This window comes from Parabacteroides caeci, from assembly GCF_023656795.1.
GTDB lineage: Bacteria > Bacteroidota > Bacteroidia > Bacteroidales > Tannerellaceae > Parabacteroides > Parabacteroides segnis.
In genome coordinates, this window is record NZ_JAMOKT010000097.1 from 1 (window position 1) to 19,890 (window position 19,890).

At 46.2% G+C, this 19,890-nt stretch carries 22 protein-coding genes and 1 CRISPR repeat array; of the genes, 15 read left to right on the forward strand and 7 right to left on the reverse strand.

The window, feature by feature from the left end; genetic code table 11:
• Window positions 1-204 precede the first annotated feature (204 nt).
• Window positions 205-2,466, forward strand: a complete 2,262-nt coding sequence (locus NBH15_RS27325) for a Helicase associated domain protein (RefSeq protein WP_244050987.1) — start codon at window positions 205-207, stop codon at window positions 2,464-2,466.
• Window positions 2,467-2,481: 15 nt separating this feature from the next.
• On the opposite strand, the gene NBH15_RS27330 is transcribed toward NBH15_RS27325, so the two are convergent.
• Window positions 2,482-4,641, reverse strand: a complete 2,160-nt coding sequence (locus NBH15_RS27330; RefSeq protein ID WP_250824060.1) for a sensor histidine kinase — start codon at window positions 4,639-4,641, stop codon at window positions 2,482-2,484.
• Window positions 4,642-4,746: 105 nt separating this feature from the next.
• Window positions 4,747-6,069, reverse strand: coding sequence for a Gfo/Idh/MocA family protein (locus NBH15_RS27335; protein ID WP_195586349.1), 1,323 nt, complete (start codon window positions 6,067-6,069; stop codon window positions 4,747-4,749).
• Window positions 6,070-6,152: 83 nt separating this feature from the next.
• Here NBH15_RS27335 and NBH15_RS27340 point away from each other — a divergent pair, with 83 nt between their 5' ends.
• Both NBH15_RS27340 and NBH15_RS27345 read left to right on the forward strand, forming a co-directional pair.
• On the forward strand, window positions 6,153-6,647 hold the full coding sequence (locus NBH15_RS27340; protein WP_007655929.1) for a UpxY family transcription antiterminator: 495 nt from the start codon (window positions 6,153-6,155) through the stop codon (window positions 6,645-6,647).
• Window positions 6,648-6,685: 38 nt separating this feature from the next.
• The gene (locus tag NBH15_RS27345; protein WP_250824061.1) at window positions 6,686-7,411 is read left to right on the forward strand and encodes a tyrosine-protein phosphatase; all 726 of its coding nucleotides are present in this window, start codon (window positions 6,686-6,688) and stop codon (window positions 7,409-7,411) included.
• Here the strand turns inward: NBH15_RS27345 and NBH15_RS27350 are convergent, their stop codons facing one another.
• On the reverse strand, window positions 7,412-8,893 hold the full coding sequence (locus NBH15_RS27350) for a cobyric acid synthase (protein ID WP_250824062.1): 1,482 nt from the start codon (window positions 8,891-8,893) through the stop codon (window positions 7,412-7,414).
• Window positions 8,894-9,098: 205 nt separating this feature from the next.
• On the opposite strand from NBH15_RS27350, the gene cas1 reads away from it, so the two are divergent.
• The 3 genes from cas1 to cas2 are packed head-to-tail and all read left to right on the forward strand — an operon-like array spanning window position 9,099 to window position 11,591.
• Window positions 9,099-10,079 carry a CRISPR-associated endonuclease Cas1 gene (cas1, locus tag NBH15_RS27355; RefSeq protein ID WP_250824063.1) on the forward strand — a complete coding sequence of 327 codons (981 nt, stop codon included), beginning with the start codon at window positions 9,099-9,101 and terminating at the stop codon, window positions 10,077-10,079.
• Window positions 10,061-11,095 carry a CRISPR-associated primase-polymerase type B gene (locus NBH15_RS27360; protein WP_250824064.1) on the forward strand — a complete coding sequence of 345 codons (1,035 nt, stop codon included), beginning with the start codon at window positions 10,061-10,063 and terminating at the stop codon, window positions 11,093-11,095. The genes cas1 and NBH15_RS27360 overlap by 19 nt, the downstream gene beginning before the upstream one ends.
• 13 nt (window positions 11,096-11,108) lie before the next feature.
• Window positions 11,109-11,591 (forward strand): CRISPR-associated endonuclease Cas2, encoded by a 483-nt coding sequence (gene cas2 / locus NBH15_RS27365; protein WP_250824065.1) that lies wholly within the window; start codon window positions 11,109-11,111, stop codon window positions 11,589-11,591.
• Between the two features lie 182 nt (window positions 11,592-11,773).
• A CRISPR array of direct repeats spans window positions 11,774-13,064; the repeat unit is 37 nt; unit sequence GTCAGAAAGTAACTTCCATTAGAATAAGGATTAAGAC.
• 397 nt (window positions 13,065-13,461) lie between these two features.
• Here the strand turns inward: cas2 and NBH15_RS27370 are convergent.
• Complete coding sequence (locus tag NBH15_RS27370; protein ID WP_014224645.1) at window positions 13,462-13,653, reverse strand: hypothetical protein; 192 nt, start codon at window positions 13,651-13,653, stop codon at window positions 13,462-13,464.
• Window positions 13,654-14,109: 456 nt separating this feature from the next.
• Between NBH15_RS27370 and NBH15_RS27375 the strand changes: the two genes are divergently transcribed.
• The 9 genes from NBH15_RS27375 to NBH15_RS27415 all read left to right on the forward strand — a co-directional run bounded on the left by NBH15_RS27375 (window position 14,110) and on the right by NBH15_RS27415 (window position 17,757).
• Window positions 14,110-14,325: a hypothetical protein gene (locus NBH15_RS27375; RefSeq protein WP_007366490.1), complete on the forward strand. Its 216-nt coding sequence runs from the start codon at window positions 14,110-14,112 to the stop codon at window positions 14,323-14,325.
• An 11-nt stretch (window positions 14,326-14,336) separates the two neighbouring features.
• Window positions 14,337-14,558, forward strand: a complete 222-nt coding sequence (locus NBH15_RS27380) for a hypothetical protein (RefSeq protein ID WP_007366491.1) — start codon at window positions 14,337-14,339, stop codon at window positions 14,556-14,558.
• 13 nt (window positions 14,559-14,571) lie between these two features.
• Window positions 14,572-14,994, forward strand: coding sequence for a PcfK-like family protein (locus tag NBH15_RS27385; protein WP_007366492.1), 423 nt, complete (start codon window positions 14,572-14,574; stop codon window positions 14,992-14,994).
• A gap of 2 nt (window positions 14,995-14,996) precedes the next feature.
• Window positions 14,997-16,286 carry a PcfJ domain-containing protein gene (locus NBH15_RS27390; RefSeq protein WP_014224642.1) on the forward strand — a complete coding sequence of 430 codons (1,290 nt, stop codon included), beginning with the start codon at window positions 14,997-14,999 and terminating at the stop codon, window positions 16,284-16,286.
• Between the two features lie 24 nt (window positions 16,287-16,310).
• Window positions 16,311-16,568 carry a DUF8466 domain-containing protein gene (locus tag NBH15_RS27395; RefSeq protein WP_007366494.1) on the forward strand — a complete coding sequence of 86 codons (258 nt, stop codon included), beginning with the start codon at window positions 16,311-16,313 and terminating at the stop codon, window positions 16,566-16,568.
• 20 nt (window positions 16,569-16,588) lie between these two features.
• Complete coding sequence (locus NBH15_RS27400) at window positions 16,589-16,822, forward strand: DUF3873 domain-containing protein (RefSeq protein ID WP_007366495.1); 234 nt, start codon at window positions 16,589-16,591, stop codon at window positions 16,820-16,822.
• Window positions 16,819-17,064, forward strand: coding sequence for a DUF6956 domain-containing protein (locus tag NBH15_RS27405; protein ID WP_007366496.1), 246 nt, complete (start codon window positions 16,819-16,821; stop codon window positions 17,062-17,064). The genes NBH15_RS27400 and NBH15_RS27405 overlap by 4 nt, the downstream gene beginning before the upstream one ends.
• A 45-nt stretch (window positions 17,065-17,109) precedes the next feature.
• Window positions 17,110-17,418, forward strand: coding sequence for a hypothetical protein (locus tag NBH15_RS27410; RefSeq protein ID WP_007366497.1), 309 nt, complete (start codon window positions 17,110-17,112; stop codon window positions 17,416-17,418).
• Between the two features lie 117 nt (window positions 17,419-17,535).
• The gene (locus tag NBH15_RS27415; protein WP_007366498.1) at window positions 17,536-17,757 is read left to right on the forward strand and encodes a DUF7688 family protein; all 222 of its coding nucleotides are present in this window, start codon (window positions 17,536-17,538) and stop codon (window positions 17,755-17,757) included.
• 63 nt (window positions 17,758-17,820) lie between these two features.
• Here NBH15_RS27415 and NBH15_RS27420 read toward each other — a convergent pair whose 3' ends face one another.
• From NBH15_RS27420 to NBH15_RS27430, 3 genes are read right to left on the reverse strand one after another with little or no spacing between them, the layout of a single operon-like run.
• Window positions 17,821-18,348, reverse strand: coding sequence for a glycoside hydrolase family protein (locus NBH15_RS27420; protein WP_007366499.1), 528 nt, complete (start codon window positions 18,346-18,348; stop codon window positions 17,821-17,823).
• A complete protein-coding gene (locus tag NBH15_RS27425) occupies window positions 18,345-18,848 on the reverse strand; it encodes a DUF3872 domain-containing protein (protein WP_007366500.1) in 504 nt (167 codons plus the stop codon). The genes NBH15_RS27420 and NBH15_RS27425 overlap by 4 nt, the downstream gene beginning before the upstream one ends.
• Before the next feature lie 25 nt (window positions 18,849-18,873).
• On the reverse strand, window positions 18,874-19,743 hold the full coding sequence (locus NBH15_RS27430; RefSeq protein WP_007366501.1) for a toprim domain-containing protein: 870 nt from the start codon (window positions 19,741-19,743) through the stop codon (window positions 18,874-18,876).
• Between the last annotated feature and the right edge of the window lie 147 nt (window positions 19,744-19,890).

Here is a 19,890-nt window from a genome sequence, read left to right on the forward strand (position 1 = left end):
CGGGAAGAAAGTTTCCACGAGCAAGGAAAGGAAGGCCCAATTGTAAAAACTATACTCTAACTAATTACAAAAGAGCACTATGAACCTTAAATTGATGACATTGGGTTGAAACCAACGGCAAAAGAGAGCCTGCGGCACGAGGCTTGCCTCGTTTAAAGATAGCGTAAATAGCTCATTTCTTTCTAGTATTGACATATTTTCTCAATGTCTCTTCGCGATCTTTATCATTCTTATCATTATTTTGTCACTGAAGAATCCGGCTGTCTGCTGGTAGGCTTCAGGGAGTATTCCGTTACTTTCATTGTGAAAGAGGTATGGAATAAAGAACCTGTCGGCTTGCCGGAAGTGGACAGACTGTATACTGAAATGCAGCGAATCGGAGAAATGTGCGGCTGCAACCAGTTCCGTATCCTGGCTCACGGTGGCTATCTGCCGGAGGCACTTTCCTTTGAACTGCATGGACTGACTGTTTCGGATGATAGCTATTTGAGGAGTTTGGAAACGGGAAAGCATATAGAACTGTTTTCACATAATGAAGCGGCTTACCGGGCTATTGAGGAAGGATTCAAAACGAACAGGATCGGAGCGGTTGTACAGGCGACCGGAACAGGAAAATCCTATCTGATTGCCCGTTATATCGTCAATCATTCGGAAGATGATATAGTGGTTATCGCTCCCAACGTTACGATCATTGCCGAGATCAAAAAAGCAATTGGCAGGACAATGCCGCATGTTGCCTACCGGACTTTTCAGGCATTAGTTCTGAATCGCGGAACAGTGGGTGAACTCAAAGCGGATCATATCATTATCGACGAGTTCCATCATTTCGGAGCGGAGGTATGGGGACAGGCTGTACAGGAAGTAATAGATAACAATCCGGAGGCCCGTGTACTGGGAATGTCGGCCACTCCAATACGTCCCGAAGAGATGCTCGATACGGTAGAGGTCTATTTCAAGGGAAACCTGTTCCATGAACTGTCTTTGTCTATGGCTTGGTATTATAAGATTCTGCCTGTACCTGTTCTGGTACAGAGCGTATTCGATCTGAATAACCAACTGGATAAGGTACAGCGAATGCTGAACAGGAGTGACTGTACATCAGAAAGGCGCAAGCATATTCAGGACAAAATAGACTTTGCCCGACTGGATTTTCGCGGTTCATTGAGTGCATCGGAACTGATCCGGCGTTATCTTCCGAAAGAGGTAAAGAAAATGCTTGTCTTCTGTAAAGACAAGGAAGATCTTCAGCATATGGTTCCCGAAGTATCGAACTGGCTCGGGCAGGCCGGCTTTGAGACGGAAATATTTGAGATCCATAACGGACTCAGTAACCGGGAGAATGAAAAGACATTGCGTCGTTTTCGTAGGGAAACGGGAAAGCTGCATGTTCTTTTCTCCATAAATATGCTGATCGAAGGATTGCATGTGGAGGGAGTGGATGCCGCCATGTTCCTGCGACGTACGGAGTCGTATGTGGTTGCCTTGCAACAGCTGGGCCGTTGCCTGAAAGCGGGGTCGGATCGTCATCCGGTAGTACTTGACTTCGTTAATAACCTTTCGGGGCGTTCTGTTTATGAGGCTATGTCAAGGGAATTGGTTTATCATCCGGCGATTCGTGCTCCAAAGAACTTTAAAGGCTTTATGGAGTTTGAGGTAACTGGATTTCTGTCTGATATCCGTGCTCGTGTGGATGATATGCTGGCGGAGTTGGATGCATGGCCGGTAATGTATGAACGGCTGATCGAATATAAGGAACGTGAAGGGCGCTGGCCGCAGGCAGCCGAAGGGAAGTTGGGAAACTGGTGTAACACCCAACGGATTGCCCGGAAGAAAGGGACGTTGTCGGAAGATTATATCTCGCAGCTGGACCGGATCGGTTTCGAATGGGAGGTGCAGGACAGCCGCTGGATGCAGTACTATGAAGAGTTAAAGGTTTTTATGGCCGTAGAACACCGTTGTCCCAAACGCGGTGAAAACAAACTGAATACCTGGTGTAACACCCAACGGCAGGCATGGAAAAAAGGACTTTTATCTGAGGAAAGGACCCGGTTACTTGATTCGATCGGATTCAGATGGGAGCAGGATCTGGATTCGCTCTGGACGGAGAACTGGCAGCAGGTGCTTGCTTACTACAGAAAACATGAGCACTGGCCCAAAAGCCAGGAGGGTAGGTTGGGAGCGTGGTGTAATACGCAACGAAGATCCCGTAAACAGGGAGTACTATCGCCTCTTCGCATCAGACAAATGGATGCCGAAGGTTTTATCTGGACAGTCGATGAAAAATGGCAGGAGAATTATGAGATGCTGAAACGTTTCTATACAGAGAATCAACGCTGGCCAACCGCCCGTGAAAACAAGCTGGGCAGTTGGTGCTTTGTGCAACGCAGAAGTATGAAGAAAGGCGAACTTTCTCTTGAACGCAGGGAATTGCTTGAACGGATCGGTTTTCCCTGGAGTTTAAAATGATCTATTTTTTAGTTATTACGAACTAATCCCTTTATAATCCAAAGGCAACGTAAACCAGAACGTAGAACCTTTACCCTGAACAGAATCTACTCCGATGGTACCTCCCAGATATTCGATGATCGTTTTACTGATCGTCAATCCCAGGCCGGTGCCCTGGTGGAAGTCATTGATCTTGATGAAACGTTCAAAAACACGGGCCCTGTTTTCTTCCGAAATGCCGATTCCAGTGTCTCGCACACAGACTTTCACTTCATTTTCTTTCGTCTCATAAAAGATTGTAATGCTCCCTTCGCTTGTGAATTTGATCGCATTGTTGACGAAATTGGCTATTACCTGTAGGATACGTTGCGGGTCTGTCCTGAGGATTACGGTCGGTGAGTTTTTATCGAAGAGTAATTTTACTCCCGGTTTTATCTTCAGCGATCCGGACAGATAGACTTCCATGCACAACTCCTTGATGTTGGTATCTTCAATGTTATACTTCAACATACCCGCTTCTATTTTTGAGAAGTCCAGAATGTCGCCGATCAAGTTAAGCAGCAGATCGTTGTTTGTATGGATAATGTCGAGGTAAGTCTGCCGTTCTTCGGGATCGTCTGTTTCGGCTACCAGATCCGAGAATCCGACGATCGCATTCAACGGAGTACGTATCTCATGGCTCATGTTTGCCAGGAATGCCGATTTGAGTTTGTCCGCTTCTTTGACTTTCATTAGTTCCAGCTCTTTCTCACGTTGTTCGGTGATGTTGGAGGTGTAGCTTACTATTTTGCTGGGTTTCCCGTCCTCTGAATATTTATAAGCGCGGACATTTGAATTGAGCCAGTAAACCTTGCCGTCGAATACACGGCGGTATACGGATACATATTTGCCGATTTCTCCGTCGACAAGCCGTTTGAATTGTTTGTTGTAAACCCTGTGGCGGTCATCCGGATGCAATGTTTCTATAAAATCACGTACGGAACTGAATCTGTCTTCTTTCAGATAGGTCAGGAAGGAACTTTCCTCGATCAGATCGTTCAGGCTGAAATCCGCACTTAACTTATCTGTTGCCACATCATATTCCCAGATAATGGATTCGCCTGTGTCGACAGCTGCTTTCAGTTTAGCCAGGCTGTATTGTATCTCTTCTGCTTTATGATAACTTTCGGTATCGTCGAAGACTATATAAAAGAATCCGAGTATCACGTCCTGCCGGTCTTTCAGCACAACGCCTTTTACCCTTAAATGTTTAACTTCATCGGCTAGTTTACTTGTATAATAACCTTTTTCAGCTGCTTTGTTGAAATTATAATCCAGGAGAAAAGCCGCATCTTCCCCTTTTTTCAGCTTTTCGCTGACCCATTCCGGTATATTGGGGTTTTCGAACGCATTGAGGCCGATTACCTGTTCGCGTGTCACTCCGAAAATATCCAGGTCGGCATTATTGATGTCCAGCAGATACCCGTTTTCGTCGTATAATTCGACACCCCAGGGAAGTTTGTCGAAAATGATCTGGAACTTGGCTTCGCTCTTCAATGTTTGTTTCATCGAATGTTCAACCATACCATGCGCCAGTTCGCGTTCGATGGCAATGGAGATAATATCGGTGAGCATCCGTAGGTTTTCGACATCCAAAGCATCCCAGTCCCTGTGTTTTTTTACACAATCGAGTCCGATGAAACCATTGGCGTATCCTCGGTAATAGATAGGTATAACGAGCAGGGAAATGATTTCCTGAACTTTTAGTATCTGTTGTTCGGCTGCGGCCTCTTCCGGCATATTATCAGTGTCTCTGATAATGATATCTTTTCCTTCCTTGATCGTTTTTATCCACCAGGCATAATCAGCTTTGGGCAACCCAACTAAAAGATCTTCACGCATGGAGATAGTACCTTGGCTGGTTACTTCATGCGTGAAGTCGAAAGTCGGTTTGTCATTATCGAAATTTCCGATGTATACCCTGTCTACATTAAAAAATCTCAATATGGTCAGTAGAGACTGATCAATAATATCCTTTTGGCTTGGAGTTATTAACAATGATAAAACATCCGAGAATGTTTTCCTTAATGCGACAGCATTGTTCAGAAAACGACTTTGGTATGTTTCTTCATCATTAACAGAGGTGCCTTGTGCCTTCAGTATTTCTATTTCACGGATCAGGTCTTCTCTCGAATAATTAGCATAAACGCTGCTCATTTAGGTATATCAAGTTTATATGTTCGTGTATCTGGAACAAAAGTACATATAATAATTGATTATCAAAAGATGTTTAGCGTTTTCCTGCTAATTATATTTTTACGTTTACAATTTGGGTAATTCCCACGGAGCGCGGTAGTAAGCCTTTGATAATGCTGTTGCCTCATTATCACCGATGAACACGCTGTTGGCATCGTCCCAACGCACTTCCCGTTGCAGGCGGCAGGAGATGTTTGCCAGATGCGACATCTTGGCTACACGTGCGCCGATGGCGATATCTGCTTTGGGCAATTCGCGGCTTTTGATACAACTCAGGAAATTTCCGACATGGTTGTACAGGCCTTTGCCTTCTCCCTTTTTGAAGGGGACAGCTTCCATACGTGCCTCTTTTCCGGCAACGACAGGGATGACTTCCCAGCCGGCGCGGGTGAGTACCAGTGTGCCGTTTTCACCGAAGAAGGCCAAACCTTCTTTTTTGTCGAACGGACCGTGGTTGATACCGCAGGCATGATCCCAGATGATATTGAAATCTTTGTAGGCGTATGTAGCCATCAATGTATCGGGCGTCTCCATCGCATCATCGGGATAGGCGAACTTGCCACCTCCGGAGAATACGCGGCTGGGCAGGTCGGCTCCCATGCCTTCGAGCGCATAATCCAGCAGGTGTACGCCCCAGTCGGACATCAGGCCGCCGGCATAATCCCAGAAGAAACGGAAGTTATAATGGAAACGGTAGATATTGAACGGACGTTTCGGAGCCGGACCGAGCCACATGTCGTAATCCACTCCGGCGGGAACGGGGCTGTCGGCAACAACAGGCAGGGTCGGTTTGCCGTCCTGGTAAGCCCAGACTTTCACGGTACGGATACGGCCGATATTTCCGGCTTTCAGATAATTGGCGGCCTCGTCCCAATGCGGATCGCTGCGTTGCCATTGGCCTACCTGTACGACCCGGTTATATTTACGGGCAGCCTTTTCCATCAGGTTGCATTCTTCGATGGTGTTGGAAAGCGGTTTTTCGACATATACGTCTTTACCAGCCTGGCAGGCAAAGATAGTCGGCAGGCAGTGCCAGTGGTCGGGGGTACCGATAATGACTGCGTCGATATCCTTGTTGTCGATGACGTGGCGCCAGTCCTTATACAGGTGAGGAACTTTTTTTCCGGTCTTTTTTTCTACATCGGCGGCCCGCTTGTTCAGCCATTCGTCGTCGATATCGCAGAGGGCGACACATTCCACTTCCGGATATTCCAAAAACTTACTCAGGTTGGAGAAACCCATACTGCGGCATCCGATCAGAGCAACTTTCACTTTGTTGCTTGCTGCCGTTTGTCCGTAAACTGACTGATAAGCACCTCCAAACAGGGGTGACAAACCAAGTCCTGCAGCCGAAATGGCTGATTTTTGCAAAAAACTTCTTCTATTCATGGTATTTAAATTTGTGTTCGCAAACAGTTTTGCAATAATACGAAAAATAGTCCTATATTTGTGCCCGAAACAAAAAAAAGATAATGATACCCCCTTTAAATACCAATTGGAATGTATTATATACTGCCCCGCGGGCAGAAAAACAGGTAAAAGAACGTATTGCAGCTTTAGGAGTTGAATGCTTTTTACCTTTACACCGGACTCCGCGTGTGTGGTCCGATCGTGTGAAAATAGTTGAAGTCCCGTTATTCAGTTCTTATATATTTGTGCGCTGTCCGGATACGGTGTTGCGTGACCTGCTTCAGGTATATGGCGTTATCCGTATCGTCTTTTATAATGGTAAACCGGCTATTGTCCGCCAGAAGGAGATAGACGCTATCGAGGATTTCCTGGGCCAGGCAGCCGAGCATGAACTTTGTGCGGGTGAAGAAGTGGAAATTCTTACCGGGGCCATGAAGCATGTATCCGGCAAGGTAAAGAAGATAAAGAAGAATCATTTGCTGCTTTACCTGGAGCAACTTGGAGCAACCGTTTGTGTGAAAATGGATGATGTGGCGCGGGTGAACCGGTTGAAATGATCCTTTTCCCTTTGCAGGTATTGTTATATAAGTATATTATGAGCACATTTCTTTCAAATTTATTTACCCGGAAAAAACTTTTGTGGCCGGGGATGACTGATGTACATACTCATTTGCTGCCTGGGGTGGATGACGGATTTTCGTCAGAGAAAGACAGTCTTGCCATGTTGGCTTTTCTGGAAGGGCAGGGAGTGGAACGTATTTTCCTGACACCGCATATAATGGCTGATTTGGTTAAGAACCGAAAAGATTTTCTTCGGGACCGGTTTGAAACATTTCGGGAAGACTGTGCACATATACATATAGACCTTCATCTGGCAGCCGAATATATGCTGGATGAATGCTTCTACGAGCGGATGGAAGAAGGGTTGCTGTCGTATGACGGGAAGCATGTATTGGTAGAGGTTTCCTGTTTGCAGGCCCCCGGTGATCTGTTTGAGAAATTGTACGATATCCAATTGAATGGTTTTGTACCGGTTTTTGTCCATCCGGAACGCTATGGTTTCTGGAAGATGGAAGATTTGATGAAGCTGAAAGAGCACGGATGCAAATTTCAGCTTAATTTGTTTTCCCTGGCAGGCTTTTACGGAACGCTTCCCCGAAAAACAGCCGGTTCATTACTGAGAAACGGTTGTTATGATTATACCGGAACAGATATACATTCACTGAACTATTGCAGAGCCTATGAATCTTTTTCTCTGAAAAAAGATCAGTTAGAGGCTGTAAAACTGTTGATCCGAGCGAACGGGGAGTTGTGGGGATGATTACAGCGTACTGTAAATATACTCCATATCCACATGTTTTCTTACCAGGTCGGCCAGTTTGTCATACTGTTCTTCTTTGAATGCAGCGTAATCGAACGGGGCATTGTCGGTCTCTTTGTTGAAACCCTCAGCTAGATTGTCGAGCACTTCGGGATTATCGAGAATGCCATGCATATAGCTTCCCCAACAATGGTCGTTCAGGTAGTAGCCGTCTTTCCTACCGTCTTCCAGCAGGGCAACCGGACTTTCGGGCGCGTTGCCGAGTAAAGAGGTTTGTCCCATATGTATCTCGTATCCTTTGCAGGCCATCGTGGAGCCGTTACGGAAAGTGAAACGGCTTTGTTTGGTGACTTTCTCCTGTTCGATAACAGTGCATTGGGGGAGCAGTCCCAATCCCGGAACGGCAGGCAGGTTTCCTTCTATACCTTCCGGATCTTCCAGACGGGCACCCATCATCTGGTAACCGCCGCAGATACCGATCACTTTTTTCCCTCTCTTATGGGCGCGGACGATGGTGTCGGCTATGCCGTTGGCGCGGATGCTTTGCAGGTCGGCCAGCGTGTTCTTCGAGCCGGGCAGCAGGATGATGTCCGCTTTCTCTATCTCGTCGATGTTGCTGGTATAATAGGGATTGAAGCGCGGGTCCATATCCAGGACATCGAAGTCGGTGAAGTTAGACATACGTTTCAGCAGAATGATGGCGACATTGATCTTGCCGTCCTGCCAGGTGTTTGTCTTCATATCCAGGGCGACGGAGTCTTCTTCTTCTATCTTGATGTCACGGAACCAGGGGATAACGCCTACGACGGGGAGGCCGGTCAATTCTTTCAGTATCGTCCGTCCTTCTTCAAACAGCGATGCGTCTCCGCGGAATTTATTGATGATGACACCTTTCATCTGTGCCCGTTCTTCTGGTTTGAGCAGTGCGATAGTACCGTAAACCGAGCCGAATACACCGCCCCGGTCGATATCGGCAACCAGGTAGGTGGAGGCGTTTGCCTGTATCGCCATCCGCATGTTGGTGATATCGCGATCGCGCAGGTTTAGTTCGGAGATGCTTCCGGCGCCTTCCAGTACGATTGGGTTATAGCGGGATTCCAGGCGGTTGAAGGCTTCGATAGCCTCTCTGAAAAGTGCTTCCTTCTGGTTTTGTACGCCGAAATAGTCTTTGGCGGACATGTTGCCGACCGGTTTACCGTTCAGTACGACCTGCGAACTCTTGTCGTTAGTCGGTTTCAGTAATACCGGGTTCATATCCGTATGCGGAGCGATACCGCATGCTTCGGCCTGTACTACCTGGGCGCGTCCCATCTCGCCACCTTCGGGGGTGGAGAAGGAGTTCAACGACATATTCTGCGCCTTGAAAGGGGCAGGTTGGTATCCGTCTTGCTTAAAGATACGGCAGAAGGCTGCGTTAATCACACTCTTTCCTGCATCGGAACAAGTGCCAACGAACATGATCGGTTTCAAATGCTGTTTCATAATGGCTGCAAAACTAGTGAAAAAGCAGGAAATAGTGAAGCTATATGTATTTTTTGATGGAGTTGTTTTGGATTTAGTCCGGTATATTCTTTAAATTTGCATTGATTGGTTAATTCCAAATAATATGTAAGGTGGTTGGCTTTGACGGATGTTTGGTTGGAAAAAGTCGGCAGGGTTAATATGAAAAATATTAAAAGAAAAAACGATGGAACTAGTACTAAATACATTTGGAGTTGCGTTGAATCGTGATAATGAGGGGTTTGTTATTCTTACAAAAGAAGGTAAACAACGTATCCCATCTGAAGGAATCACCTCTATTCAGATTAGTCGTGGTGCCCAAATCACCAGTGATGCTGTATTGTTGGCGATCGAGAAGGAGATAGAGGTGTTATTTATGGATAAAAGTGGGAAACCGATTGGGAGGATCTGGAGCCCCAAATATGGTTCTGTTTCGACAGTTCGGAAGGGACAGTTGAGTTTTACCTTTTCTAAAGACGCAGTATCTTGGATCAAAGAGGTCATCTCCCGGAAAATAGAGAATCAGCAAGCCTTGTTGTTAATGATGATATCTCGTACGGAAGATAAGGAAAAGGTAGTAAACAAATCAGTTAATCGTCTGGAAGATTATCGAACAAAAGTAAAAGGAATTGAGGGAGAAATTGTTTCGGATGTTGCACCTTCTTTGAGAGGGTGGGAAGGACTGTCTTCCAAAATTTATTTTGAGACGTTGAATCTGTTTCTTCCGGAAAAGTATCGTTTTGAAACAAGAAGTCAGCACCCGGCTATGGATGTGGCTAATGCGTTGTTTAACTATGGCTATGGATTGTTGTATGGGAAGATTGAAGGTGCTTTGATAAAGGCAGGCATTGATCCCTATGTCGGTGTGATGCACAGGGATGACTATAACCGCCCGGTTCTTGTGTATGATGTGATTGAGCTATATCGTGTATGGGTGGATTATGTTGTTTGTTCTTTGTTGATGCAGGAGGTTGTGACTGATGATTATTACTCGGTTAGAGAAGATGGATCTTGTTGGTTGGAAGCTCTAGGTCGCCGGGTACTTATTCAGTCGTTGAATGATTATCTGGATGAAGTAGTAACGGTGAAAGGAGTGTCGAGAAGTCGGATGACCCAGTTGTCATTGTATGCCCAAGACTTGGCACAACAATGGAAAAAATATATTTGAGTATGATTTCGGTAGGAAGCAATATTACAGGTAGTGCTGATTTACTGCACAAAGTAACGATTAAATATCTTTATGATTCATTGCGTAATCCTCGTCAGGAAATCCTTTCTGCTATTCGGAAACTTCGGATTGTCAAGGAGATAGATGATAAACAATATAGTTTGTTGAAGCGCCGGTTGCCTTATTTGGTTTGTGGAATGTTTAATCCTCCTTATCGGCGGATAGAAAATTTTGCTTATACCGAATATTTTGTAATAGATATAGATCATTTGTCGGATAAGGGTTTCTCTATTGTTGATTTGCGGAAGCAAATCGAGGCTGACGACCGAGTTGTATTGTCTTTTCTTTCTCCAAGTGAAGATGGGCTGAAGGTATTTTTCAAGCTAAAGGAGCGTTGTTATGATAGTGGTTTGTATTCGCTGTTTTATAAAGCTTTTTTGTTGGAGTTTAGCAAGCAATATGTTTTGCATCAAGTGATTGATACGCGGACGAGCGATGTGACCCGTGCTTGTTTTGTCAGTGTTGATCCGGATGCTTATTATAATCCGGATGCTGTTCAGGTTGATATTCGTGCTTTTATTGATATGGATAATCCATTTGGTTTGTTCGAACAGAAAAGGCAACAGGATAAAATGGTCAAAACTAACGATGTAGCCTTGAAGAAGAAAGAAATAGGTACATCCGATCCGGACAGGGATGCATTGGACCGGATTAAGCAGCTACTTAATCCGCATGCCCAAAAGGAACGGCCATCGGTATTTGTCCCTCGGGAATTAGATGATATGATGGCTCTTCTCAAACCTTATATAGAAGAGGTGGGAGTCGTTGTTGCTGAAGTTATCAATATTCAATATGGTAAGAAGATCCGTTTAAAGATGGGAATGAAACAAGCTGAGATTAATTTGTTTTTCGGGAAAAAAGGTTTTTCGGTGGTACAATCTCCTCGTACAGGAACAAATGCTGAATTGAATCAGTTGATGGCTGATTTGATCATAGGGTTTATAAACGGACATTAACCGGGAGGGTGGGATGGCGAAGAAAGTTCATAAAGTGTTGACTTTTGTACTTGAAATGCAAAAGTTTATTCATGCAGGCATTTCGGAATCGGCTGTCCCAAACCGGTTGAGTAATGATATGTTGGATTTGTCATCATTAGATGAACGAATCAAGCGGATTTTAGGATTGGTTAATCGAACAAACAGACCGGCTTCTAATATGTTGTTTTTTGTTATGTATGATATAGAGAGTGACAAGGTTCGTCATCAGGTTGTTAAATACTTACAACGGAAAGGTTGTACGCGTGTGCAACGGTCTATCTTTTTGGCTGACTTGGCGATGTCGGAGTATGATGGCATACGGAAAGATTTGGCGGAAGTGCAGGCGGCTTATGAGAATAATGATAGTATATTAATTGTTCCGATTTCCGCCGATTATTTACGTTCGATGAAGGTAATCGGTCAAAAGGTGGAGTTGGATGTTATCATGCATAATAAGAATACATTGTTTTTTTAGTTGGCATATATAGGTCTGCATATTGGTTTTATGAAATATTAGCAGTGACGTTCTTTGACGTATTGGTATAATGGCTAACTTTGCAAACCCTAAGAAATGAGTTAATAATGGTGAATGCAAGAGCGTTTTTAGAAAGAGTTTCAGGGGATAAGGTTGTAATACAGTGAGTTATAAATATTGCTGTCAGAAAGTAACTTCCATTAGAATAAGGATTAAGACTTGTTTGTTTATGCACTATCTCGCGACCCGGATTTAAGTCAGAAAGTAACTTCCATTAGAATAAGGATTAAGACTGAGTCTACCACCGATTTTAAATCTGTTTGTTTACCAAGTCAGAAAGTAACTTCCATTAGAATAAGGATTAAGACCTGAAGCTGTTTCCAACATAGCCATTAATTTCTTAGTGTCAGAAAGTAACTTCCATTAGAATAAGGATTAAGACTTATAACGCTCAATGATTCTGTTTATGTCAAACTGGTCAGAAAGTAACTTCCATTAGAATAAGGATTAAGACACCTCTAGCCGGCGTTCCGTCAGGCATAGTTCGTGTCAGAAAGTAACTTCCATTAGAATAAGGATTAAGACACCTCTACTTCTACAATACCGTCAAAACTCTTCAAGTCAGAAAGTAACTTCCATTAGAATAAGGATTAAGACGAATAATCCGTCAATATGAGTAAGAATCCTGTTGTTAAGGTCAGAAAGTAACTTCCATTAGAATAAGGATTAAGACTTCACATACCAATTCTCATTCTGGGCCTGTTTAGCCGTCAGAAAGTAACTTCCATTAGAATAAGGATTAAGACCTTTCCACGTTATCCAGTTCCACGTCTTCCACGTATTGTCAGAAAGTAACTTCCATTAGAATAAGGATTAAGACTATTCAGCGGTTTCACATTTTATCAATTCGCCTACGCCAAGTCAGAAAGTAACTTCCATTAGAATAAGGATTAAGACAGTAAGTGATACGCGTTCCCATGTTTTATATATCCATGGTCAGAAAGTAACTTCCATTAGAATAAGGATTAAGACTGGTTGCCCGCGCTCAAATACGTTAAATAACTCTGTGTCAGAAAGTAACTTCCATTAGAATAAGGATTAAGACGCGTACGTGGTACTAGCTACATCACTTTCTTTGAGGATGTCAGAAAGTAACTTCCATTAGAATAAGGATTAAGACTTCGCACCTGTTTTATGTTAGACATCTTTGTTGTTTATGTCAGAAAGTAACTTCCATTAGAATAAGGATTAAGACTTATTCTTTTCCATGCGTTTCTTTCCCCTTTCGTTGTCAGAAAGTAACTTCCATTAGAATAAGGATTAAGACACTTTACGGCACCTGATAAGTTACTACGTGATTCTTGTCAGAAAGTAACTTCCATTAGAATAAGGATTAAGACTTGACCCCCCGGAGTTTTATTGCTTCATTGATCTTTGTCAGAAAGTAACTTCCATTAGAATAAGGATTAAGACTTCTTCCATTTTGCGTTATTTATTTGTATATTTGTGAAGTCGAAGTTACGAAAAGAGTGTAATTTATTGGAACTGAGCGTAGGTTAATTGCTCATGATAGTAATAGGTTACGATTTAGTTAGTTATCTACTGCATCATCCTTCTGCGCGTTGCGTAACCTTCAAAGAACTCTTCGTATGCAAAAGTAACAATAAAACGGGAGATTTTGAAATGAATCTCCCTAATTTTTTCTTCTCATACAAGTTTTTCCGTAAAAGCGGTTTTGTCCGTCGGCACACCATCGCCCAAAAGGATTTTGGTCGAACGTATGCCGACTACGCATAAGCGGAGAAAAGGGCTTTGCCTCACGCCTAAACAACAGTTTAGACTAATGATGCAAGGCCCATTTCTTTTGTGCTTATGCCAAAGAGGTGCTTTTACGGGTTTCTGACGATTTTTCTTTTTCCACTGTTCCTTTGAGCCGTAAGCGGAAAGCCGTGTCTGACCGCCCGATCCATAAATGGAACAAGCCGTCACACACGGCAGGCAAACCGGGAAGAATGATTTTATCCGTCCGACCGTACACGCTCGGCCAGACATATAAAATCATACTTCCTTGCCGGTGGTTTGCCCGGTTTCACGCCTCCGGCTATGTCCCTTTTCCTTTTGGCGTTTTCCCTTTTTTACGGATTTCTCTTTTGAAGTTTTCCTGTCCAATCTGCCTCCACTTCCGTTTACCTCCATTTTCGCGTCTTTCAGTGAGCCGCATCAGATAGTCATTTCCGTTCTGGGCGCAAAGGTAATTCCGGGATTGGACGGGAATGCAAGGTCAAGCCTCCTGTTTTCGGAAAAAATCTCCAGCCCTGCGGGTAGTATTTTTCCCGAAAAACCTTGCATTCCCTAATCCCTACCTTTTCAAGCACCCGAAACGAAAACGACCGATGCGACAGAAAGACGCATAAAAAAAATGTCGGATAAACGAGAGGCAGATAAGATAGTTTGAAACTCAACTCCCTCAGCTCTTGAATCCGCATTAAAAAACAAAAAAATCAAAAACAGCGAAGATATGACGGCAACGGCAAATTTCAGACAAATGGCGCAGTACATAGGGCTTGCGATATGCGGCTTGATGGTACGCACCGCCTTCGGGATGTTCGGCATCTTTTGGGGCATTATTAGAGAGATTGTAAACGGAGTGTTCCGAGTGGCGATAGGTGTAATCGTGGCTATCCTTTCCACTATTGCCTTCTTCGGCTTCATCCTTTGGTTATTCACCCTTTAACCCCTACTGACATGGCAAAGAGAAGCAGCAAAACGGCAGCGCAGCAGTGCAGATACTACGAGGTGGACAACATCTTCGTGTACATGGTGGAAACGTACATCAACGGCAACATATCCGTGTTCCGTGAACTCTACCGAGAACTGAACAAGGACGCACGGAGGGACTTTACAGACTTCCTTCTGAGCGAGGTAGAGCCGACCTATTGGAGAGAAATACTGAAACAGACAATCTAAAAAAGACAGCGATATGAAAGGAACAGAACATTTCAAGAGAACGATACAGATGTATCTGGAGCAGCGTGCAGCGGAAGATACGCTCTTTGCGAGGAACTACCGCAACCCTGCCAAGAACATAGACGATTGTGTCACCTACATTCTCAACTACGTGCAGCGGAGCGGTTGCAACGGCTTCACGGACGGGGAGATATTCGGGCAAGCCGTCCACTACTATGACGAGAACGAGATAGAGGTAGGCAAGCCCATTCAGTGCCAAGTGGCGGTGAACCACGTTGTGGAACTCACGGCAGAGGAAAAGGCGGAAGCACGGCAGAACGCAGTCCGCAGATACCAAGAGGAGGAACTCCGCAAGTTGCAGAACCGCAGCAAGCCGAGAACCGCCACCAAAGCGACCGCACAAGAAGTACAACAACCCAACCTATTCAATTTCTGATTATGAAACCGAGAACACCCATACAGCAGGAAGTCGCACGATTGAGCGAGCGACTGCCGAAATTGACCGCCACACAGAGGGCTTACGCTTTCCGCCATTGCTTCAAACATTACGCCATCAAGAGGGCGGACGGCACGAACATCTGCACCGAGTGCGGACATTCGTGGAGGAGTGAACACAACCTTGCGGACACCGTTTGCGGATGCACCTGCCCGCATTGCGGCATGGAGTTGGAAGCGTTGCGCACCCGAAAGAGCGTGTTCAGCGAGAACGAGTATTTCTGCATCATCACCACCTGCAAGCAGTACCAAGTGATACGCTTCTTCTTCGTCAAGTCCCAATACAAGGCAGGGCAGGCAGCCGGGTATTCCATTTATGAAGTGGTGCAAAGGTGGATTTCGCCCAAAGGCACAACCGTCACCATTGCCCGACTGCGTGGAATGTCCATACTTTACTACGACCTATGGGCGGAATACAGCGACATGGAGGTACGCAAGAACAACAAACTCCGTGCATACGATATAAACCCCGTCTGCACCTATCCCCGACAGCGTTTCATACCCGAACTGAAACGCAACGGCTTCAATGGCGAATACCACAACATACTGCCTTACGACCTTTTCACGGCTATCCTTTCCGACAGCCGAGCCGAAACGCTGTTGAAGGCAGGGCAATACCCCATGTTGCGCCACTATATCCGCAGTTCCTTTGACATAGAGAGGTATTGGGCATCCGTAAAGATATGTATCCGCAACGGCTACACCATTGCTGACGGCTCCATGTGGCGTGACACCATAGACCTCCTGCGGCATTTCGGCAAGGACACGAACAGCCCGAAGTACGTCTGTCCCTCCGACCTCAAAGCCGAACACGACAGACTTATGCACAAGCGCAACAAGGAGATAGAACGCAAGAAGTTGGAGGAACGCATCCGCCAAGCGAAGAAACACGAGAAGGCATACCGCAAACTCAAAGGCATATTCTTCGGCATCGCCTTCACGGACGGCACTTTGCAGGTGCGTGTGTTGGAGAGCGTTGCGGAGTTTGCAGCGGAAGGGACGGAACTGCACCATTGCGTGTTTTCCAACTCCTATTTCCTTGAAAAGAACTCTCTTATCCTATCCGCTACCATTGACGGCAAGCGCATAGAAACGGTGGAGGTTTCCTTGAAGACATTGGAAGTGGTGCAAAGTCGTGGCTTGCACAATTCCAATACCGAGTACCACGACCGCATTGTAAACCTTGTGAACAGCAACGTGAACCTTATCCGCCAGCGGATGGAAGCGGCATAGTATCAACCTATAATACCCAATAGTATGGAAGTAAAAATTGAAAGCATGGTTTGTCTGTGGGACGATAAAATCCCCACGATGTTCCTTGAATTTGTGAACCTCCTCACTCTTGCAACGAGTGAGGAGCAGTTAAGACGGAGTGTAAAGAACTTTGCCGAGAAGCACGGACTTGACAGGTTTTTCCTTTACGGCTTCGGTTCCCACCATTTCTACCTGCACCAACGCTACACGAGCGACCCCGAAATGGTGATGAAGAACAGAGTTTTGTCAGTACATTTTTAACCACCCTAAAATCAACGATTATGGCAACACGGATGACCATCAACGGAGTAAGCACCTGCACGGAAGCAGGTACGGAGAAATACGAGCGTTTCCAATTAGGTATCGGCAGACGCAAGCGGACACTTGTGCAGTACGACTACCGCCACCCCACAGACGGAGAGTTGTTCTCTTGTGTCAAACCCACATTGGACGAGTGCCGAGAAGCACGGGATGAGTGGCTCACGGCAAAGGAAGGAAAGGAGGACAGACGATGAACGCAGCCTATCAAACGCTGATAGTGAAGTTCAGTGAGCCTATCAAAGTATTGGACGGCATCTTTGACGATGCCGAAGCGTGGGGAGTTGATACCCTAAAAGGGTGGATAGACGACTACGAGAGCAGCAGGTTTACCGCCATCAACAGCCATACGGCAGTCATCACAAGCGAGTACAATATGGAGTGCCTGATGGAATGGTTGAAACGAAACACACCCATTGCCGAGATAACAGAATGTTAAACAAGTTGGCGGTGTCCGCACCGCCAACCTACAACCAAGAAAAGCATGATAGCGAAGACTATTTTACAGCAGATAGGCGGCAGACGCTTTGCCGCCATGACGGGAAGCAAGGACTTTATAGATATGGGTAACGGACTGCGCATGAGCCTTGCGAGGAACAAGACGAGTGCCAACCGCCTTGACATCATCTACGATGCCGGCTTAGACCTCTACAATATGCGTTTCTACCGCAGGACGTTCAGCAAAAAGACATTCGAGTGCAAGACGAAGGACATCGAAACACACGATGGCATATATTGCGATATGCTGGAAGAAATGTTCACGATGGTAACAGGACTCTACACCCATTTTTGAGTGGCGGCGGACAAAGCCGCCCTACTTTCTTTCGGTGAGCATGACGGCGGACAAAGAAAGTAGCAAAGAAACCGCTGTCCCAATCTACGATAGTATTCACAAAAACAAGTTTCAATCATGGAAGAAATCAGACAGAACGGAAAAATCATCCTGCACAGCGATGACGGAACAAGCATAAGGATGATTTTCAAAAACCTCACGGGCAGGATTTTTCAAGGTCAGGAATATGTGGAGTATATCCGGCATATCGCAATCGGGGAGATGGGATTTTCGCCCGGCATCATAGAGCATTGCAGGGACGGTGAAGTAATCGGCAAAGGAAAAATCCCGAATGTATGAAAAGCGGAAACTCCGATGAAGTTGCGGCTTCATCGGAGTTTCATTTGTCAGGCATTTGCCATGTTACGGAATGTACAGCAGCGCAAACTCCGCCTTTCTCCGTTTGAGCAGCATGGCGTGCCGTTTCCCCTTGTAGTTGCAGAAAGCGATATATTCCCGGTAAATGTTCCTGTCGCCCGCCTCCAATTTTCGGATCAGCGTGCTTTTGGGTATCTTCCCGCTCCCCAAAAGCCGGTATGGACCGACATTGTAGGCGAGCGTGGCAAGGAGCAGACTGTCACGCCCGAACTTACGGAACATGGCGCAGAACTTACGCAAGTCTTTCCGCAGGAGTGCGTCCGCCTGCCGCTTCGTCATGGTGCGTGCCGAATACCTTTCCCCCGGCTGCACCTGATGACCCCAGCCCACGTATGGGTGGTGTTTCTCCGAGTGCCAGCCTTCAAAATACTTCGTACAGCGAACCGCCCGCTCAAAAGGCGGCAGGCGGTAGATTGCCGCCTGCCTGTCCGTCCCCTTCCGACGGCTGTCCCGTGCGGACACGGAGCAGACCGCCAGCAGCGAACAGAGGATAGCCATGAATACACGCATCATCTTGGCAGAGGTTTGTAATTGCCTATGGGGATGACGGTCTGAATGTCGTCCTTCACGTTCCGGTTGTTGAAGTCAAATTCCAATTCGTAGGAATTTTTGAAATTGTCCTCCACCACCACGATGAAGTTGTGCGCCTCGTCGCCCTCAGCCGTATAGTACAGCCGGAACTTCTCGTTTTCGAGCAGGTAGCGGTCATTGGGCAGAAAAGTAATGCCGCCCGCCATTTTCAGCGTGCCTTCCCCTTCGAACTGGAAATACCGGATGGTGTAGAGCGTGTTGGCGTAATCGCCCGTCCTTTTCAGTTCACAGCGGATTTCCACCGTCTGCCCCTTTGTGACCTTGTTCGGTACGGGCATCGTTTCCACCGTGAACGGATAGGATTGCTGGATGTCCATGTCATCGTCACACGATGCGAGCGTGAGCGACACGGCGGCGAACAGGCAGAGTGCCAACGCCTTGAAGATGGATATTCTCTTGTTCTTGTTGTTCAGTATGTTCATTGTCCTTTGATTTTTAAGTTATTGTTCATTTCTTTTTTGCTGTCAGTTGCAGATACTCGTTCAAGTCCTTGCAACCGTCATAGAGTGCGGAACAGTTACAGACACGTCCGCCGTAGTGTCCTTTGAGGGCTTCCAGCGTCCTCCGCCCGGCTTCGTCACGGTCGAGGAAGCAGTCGATGCGCCCGTACCCGTCTAAGTGTTTTACCGCCTTACCCACGTTGGCGACGGAGTTCAGCACAAGGCTGTCGCCTGTTTCCAATCCAAGCGTGGCAGCGGAAAGGAAGTCCATAAATCCTTCAAATAAACTGCACACGCCAGTCGGAGAACTTTCCATTTTGACCAGCGACACATCCTTCGGCGGCACGCAACCCTTGAAATAACGGCTCCGGATTTCATAGCCGCCAACCACGTTCTGGAAACCGATTGCGAAATACCGTTTTCCACGCACGCCGTAGTTCAAGCGGCAGCAGTGACGGGATGCAACGGCATAAGGGATGCCCCGTTCCGCCAGATACTCTGTTAATGGTGAGCGGAGCAGTGGGACGGCTTCCACCCCCTCAAAGGCAGGTTCGGACGGTTCCGGCAGGTACAACGGCTTTTCCGATGCGACAAACGGCATACGGGCGGTTTCCGCTATGAATCTTGCCTGCGCCATGAAGTCACCGCTTCGGGCAAACTCCCCGGCAAGCGTGAAGATGTCACCGCCCTTGCCCAAACCGAAGTCGTACCAGAGCCGTTTCGCCACGTTCACACGGAAAGAGGGCGTGCGCTCACTGCGGTACGGCGCACGATACCAAAGTTCGTTTCCGCTCCTTCGGACAGGCTCATGCCCCAACCGCGCGAGAAAGTCCGCGAGGGATATTTGCCTCATGGTGTCTATATCCGTCCGTTCCATGCCGCGTGTCAGTTGATGACGAACTTGATGCCATATGTTAGCTTTCAATTTATGTTGTATAATAATTGTATTTAACTTGCGAACAGTTAGTTGTGTGTTTTTTGGGTAACATATTTTAGGATGTCTACCTATGCTTTATTATTAATT

Excerpts from the sequence above, each read along its gene's own strand:
- NBH15_RS27430 (WP_007366501.1), bottom strand. The coding sequence starts at position 19,743 with ATGGAACGGACGGATATAGACACCATGAGGCAAATATCCCTCGCGGAC.
- NBH15_RS27380 (WP_007366491.1), top strand. The coding sequence starts at position 14,337 with ATGGCAAAGAGAAGCAGCAAAACGGCAGCGCAGCAGTGCAGATACTAC.
- NBH15_RS27390 (WP_014224642.1), top strand. The coding sequence starts at position 14,997 with ATGAAACCGAGAACACCCATACAGCAGGAAGTCGCACGATTGAGCGAG.
- NBH15_RS27395 (WP_007366494.1), top strand. The coding sequence starts at position 16,311 with ATGGAAGTAAAAATTGAAAGCATGGTTTGTCTGTGGGACGATAAAATC.
- NBH15_RS27375 (WP_007366490.1), top strand. The coding sequence starts at position 14,110 with ATGACGGCAACGGCAAATTTCAGACAAATGGCGCAGTACATAGGGCTT.
- NBH15_RS27325 (WP_244050987.1), top strand. The coding sequence starts at position 205 with ATGTCTCTTCGCGATCTTTATCATTCTTATCATTATTTTGTCACTGAA.
- NBH15_RS27405 (WP_007366496.1), top strand. The coding sequence starts at position 16,819 with ATGAACGCAGCCTATCAAACGCTGATAGTGAAGTTCAGTGAGCCTATC.
- NBH15_RS27425 (WP_007366500.1), bottom strand. The coding sequence starts at position 18,848 with ATGAACATACTGAACAACAAGAACAAGAGAATATCCATCTTCAAGGCG.
- NBH15_RS27420 (WP_007366499.1), bottom strand. The coding sequence starts at position 18,348 with ATGATGCGTGTATTCATGGCTATCCTCTGTTCGCTGCTGGCGGTCTGC.
- NBH15_RS27345 (WP_250824061.1), top strand. The coding sequence starts at position 6,686 with ATGAGCACATTTCTTTCAAATTTATTTACCCGGAAAAAACTTTTGTGG.
- NBH15_RS27335 (WP_195586349.1), bottom strand. The coding sequence starts at position 6,069 with ATGAATAGAAGAAGTTTTTTGCAAAAATCAGCCATTTCGGCTGCAGGA.
- NBH15_RS27415 (WP_007366498.1), top strand. The coding sequence starts at position 17,536 with ATGGAAGAAATCAGACAGAACGGAAAAATCATCCTGCACAGCGATGAC.
- NBH15_RS27385 (WP_007366492.1), top strand. The coding sequence starts at position 14,572 with ATGAAAGGAACAGAACATTTCAAGAGAACGATACAGATGTATCTGGAG.
- NBH15_RS27350 (WP_250824062.1), bottom strand. The coding sequence starts at position 8,893 with ATGAAACAGCATTTGAAACCGATCATGTTCGTTGGCACTTGTTCCGAT.
- NBH15_RS27360 (WP_250824064.1), top strand. The coding sequence starts at position 10,061 with ATGGAAAAAATATATTTGAGTATGATTTCGGTAGGAAGCAATATTACA.
- cas2 (WP_250824065.1), top strand. The coding sequence starts at position 11,109 with ATGGCGAAGAAAGTTCATAAAGTGTTGACTTTTGTACTTGAAATGCAA.
- NBH15_RS27400 (WP_007366495.1), top strand. The coding sequence starts at position 16,589 with ATGGCAACACGGATGACCATCAACGGAGTAAGCACCTGCACGGAAGCA.
- NBH15_RS27340 (WP_007655929.1), top strand. The coding sequence starts at position 6,153 with ATGATACCCCCTTTAAATACCAATTGGAATGTATTATATACTGCCCCG.
- NBH15_RS27330 (WP_250824060.1), bottom strand. The coding sequence starts at position 4,641 with ATGAGCAGCGTTTATGCTAATTATTCGAGAGAAGACCTGATCCGTGAA.
- cas1 (WP_250824063.1), top strand. The coding sequence starts at position 9,099 with ATGGAACTAGTACTAAATACATTTGGAGTTGCGTTGAATCGTGATAAT.
- NBH15_RS27370 (WP_014224645.1), bottom strand. The coding sequence starts at position 13,653 with ATGATTTTATATGTCTGGCCGAGCGTGTACGGTCGGACGGATAAAATC.
- NBH15_RS27410 (WP_007366497.1), top strand. The coding sequence starts at position 17,110 with ATGATAGCGAAGACTATTTTACAGCAGATAGGCGGCAGACGCTTTGCC.